The organism is Streptomyces sp. ICN903 (genome assembly GCF_022015835.1).
GTDB lineage: Bacteria > Actinomycetota > Actinomycetes > Streptomycetales > Streptomycetaceae > Streptomyces > Streptomyces fenghuangensis.
The window spans coordinates 1-2994 of record NZ_JAKMAY010000468.1 but is presented as its reverse complement, the minus strand read 5'-3'; the positions used below and the strand labels follow the sequence as shown (position 1 = coordinate 2994).

Genomic DNA, 2994 nt, shown 5'->3' with positions numbered 1-2994 from the left:
GCACCGGCACTGGCGTCGGTGTCGGTGCCGGTGTCGGTATCGGCGTCGGGGGAGGGGGAAGGGGAGGGGGCTGAGCTCACCGGTGCAGTTTACGGCCGCACACCGGCCAGGGACTCGCGCCCTTCTGCACGTACAGCTTCTTCGCCCGGTAGGTCTGCTCGGCCGGGGGAGCGTCCTGCGGGCGGCCCTTCCCGCCCAGGGAGCGCCAGGTGCGGGTGTCGAACTGGTAGAGCCCGCCGTGGCCGCCGGGGCCCACCGCGTCCGGGCGGCCTCCGGACTCGCAGCGGGCCAGGGCCTCCCAGTCCAGGCCGTCGGCGCCCCGCACCGAGGAGGGCGGCTCGGCGGTGCCCACGCGCACGATCTGCGGCCTGGGCGCGCGCACCACCGCCGTCCCGGTCAGGCGGGGCCGCTGCCGCACCCCGTTGACCGTGCGCACCTCGTAGGTCAGCCGGCGCAGCCCCGGCAGGCCCGTCTGCTCCACCACCTCGGTGCCGCGCAGCAGCGCCGGATCACCGCGCCGCTCGGTGGTGTACGGGATGGGCTCGTCGCGCACCCGCTCGGTCTCGGTGATGCGCAGCACGGTCACGGTCTGGCCGTCGCGGGGGAAGGAGTCCGGGTCCACCGAGGCGCGGTCCGCGCCGCGCAGCTCGACGCCCGCGTCGGCCAGTGCCCCGCGCACGGTCGCGGCGCTGGTGCGGACGGTGTGCTCGCGTCCGTCGGCGAGGACGGTCACGCTCCGCTCGGTCCACACGGTCAGCGCCATGCCGTCGCGCCCGATGCGCCGGTCGCGGGGCACCGACACGCGCGCCCCCTCGGGACGCACCCCGATCCCGCGCAGCGCCGCCTCCACGGTGGCGGCGGTGGTCCACACCCGCCGGGGGCGGCCGTCGAGGGTGAGGGTCAGCGGGCGGCCGTAGCGGACGGTGACGCTGTCGCCGTGGGAGAGGGGTTCGCCGGGGGCGGGGGAGACGGCGTCGTGCGCGCCGACGGACACCCCTTCGTCGGCCAGGAGTTCCGAGACGTCGTCGGCGAAGGTGTGGAGGGTGCGGGGCCCGTCCTCGCCCTCCACCGACAGGCTGACGGCCTTGTCGTCCACGACGAAGGCGCAGGTGCCGCCCGCCAGGAAGGCGACGACGAGGGCCTGCGGCAGCAGGCGGCGCAGGGCCTCGGGGCGCTGGGCGGCCTTCCGCTCCCGCGCGGCCCGGCGGGCGGCGGCACGGCCGCCGGGCCGCGCGGGAGCGGGGACGTGCGCGGGGACGTCCCCGCTGCCGCCGGTGGGCTGCCGGGGCAGCCACAGGACGGGGTCGAAGGCCTCGGAGCCCTCGGGGGGCTCCGGGGGTTCCGGGTGGTACGCCGGGGGTTCCGGGAGCGGTGGCGCCCCGGGCGGACCGTACGCGCCGAGGCCCTCGTACGCGCCGTACGGATCGCCGTGGAGTTCGTAGGAGGGCCGGTAGGTGTCGTACGGATCCCGCTCGTACTCCGGCCCGCCGTACCCCTGGCCGCCGTACTCCCACGAGTCCCACGGCCGGTACGGCTCCCGCGGCTCCCACGGCCGCTGCGGCGGCGCGGAGGGGTACGCGTACTCGTACTGCTGGATCCCCTGCGGATGGCTCACGACGTACTCCCAAGCGGTCCTGGTGGCGGGCCGGGACCTTAGCGGAGCATCCGTCACTCTCCCAAGTCGTACGACTATCCAAAGTTGCGAAAAGCGGGCCGCCGCACCGCGCGCACCCGCCGCCGCACGCCCGTCAGTAGCCGAACGCGCGGGCCGTGTTGGCCGCGACGTGCTCCGCGAGAACGTCCTCGTCCAGCCCCTTGACCTCGGCCATCGCGCGCAGCGTGTACGGGATCATGTACGGCGCGTTGGGGCGCCCGCGGTACGGGGCGGGGGTGAGGAACGGCGCGTCGGTCTCCACCAGCAGCAGCTCCGGCGGGGCGGCGGCCAGCGCCTCGCGCAGCGGCCGCGCGTTCTTGAAGGTGACGTTGCCGGCGAAGGACATGAACCAGCCGTTCGCGGCGCACACCCGGGCCATCCCGGCGTCGCCGGAGAAGCAGTGGAAGACCGTCCGCTCCGGGGCGCCCTCCTCCTCCAGAACGCGCAGCACGTCCTCGTGGGCGTCCCGGTCGTGGATCACCAGGGCCTTGCCCAGCCGCTTGGCGGTCTCGATGTGGCGGCGGAAGGAGTACCGCTGAGCCTCCCGCCCCTCCTCGCCCGTCCGGAAGTGGTCCAGGCCGCTCTCGCCGACGGCCAGCACCTCCGGCCGCGAGGCCAGTTCGGCGATCTCCTCCAAGGCGGCGTCCAGCGCCTTCCGGCCCCCTTCCCGCTCCAGTCGCGGAGCCTCGTTGGGGTGCAGCGCGACGGCGGCCCACACCGCGTCGTGCTCGGCGGCCACCTGCGCCGACCAGCGGGAGCGCTCCAGGTCGCAGCCGACCTGCACCAGGGTCGTCACGCCCACCGCGGCGGCCGCGGCGACCGTCCGGGCGACCGTGGCTTCCTGCATGTCGATATGGGTGTGCGAGTCGGCGACCGGCACGTTCAGCGGTACGGGCGGCGGCGCGGGCTGCGCGGACTTCTCCATGGGCGCGATCCTAGGACGCCCGGCCGGACCGCCCGCCGGCCGGGCGTCGGCCGCCCGCCCCGCATCACCTCCACGGCAGCGCCCGCTCCGCCTCGTACACCCGCCCCGGCCGCATGATCCGCACCACGTGCGATTCGCAGTTCGGGCAGACCGGGCGCGTCAGCGGCGACGGCACCCGCCCGCCGTCCGCCGGATCGTGGTAGGTGACGAAGGGCCGCCCGTCGCCGTCGACGTGGTGCCGTATCCCGTACGCCCGCTCCCAGCCGTGGCCGCAGCGCAGGCAGGCGAAGGAGTACTCCTCGCGGGTGGTCGTCTCCCTGGGGTCCATGGGAACCTCCTTCCGGTTCTCCTCCCTACCAGTGGACTCCTTCCCGGCCGGAAACGCACGATTCCGCCCGCCTGTCCCCTTCCCGCC

Annotated in this window: 3 protein-coding genes; all 3 read right to left on the bottom strand. The window is 75.5% G+C overall.

The window, feature by feature from the left end; genetic code table 11:
- Positions 1 to 76: 76 nt before the first annotated feature.
- Positions 77 to 1615, bottom strand: a complete 1539-nt coding sequence (locus L7D48_RS27800) for a ubiquitin-like domain-containing protein (protein ID WP_237883703.1) — start codon at positions 1613 to 1615, stop codon at positions 77 to 79.
- A gap of 133 nt (positions 1616 to 1748) precedes the next feature.
- A complete protein-coding gene (locus tag L7D48_RS27795; RefSeq protein WP_237883700.1) occupies positions 1749 to 2579 on the bottom strand; it encodes a TatD family hydrolase in 831 nt (276 codons plus the stop codon).
- 64 nt (positions 2580 to 2643) lie between these two features.
- Positions 2644 to 2907 carry a hypothetical protein gene (locus tag L7D48_RS27790; protein ID WP_374494047.1) on the bottom strand — a complete coding sequence of 88 codons (264 nt, stop codon included), beginning with the start codon at positions 2905 to 2907 and terminating at the stop codon, positions 2644 to 2646.
- Positions 2908 to 2994: the final 87 nt, after the last annotated feature.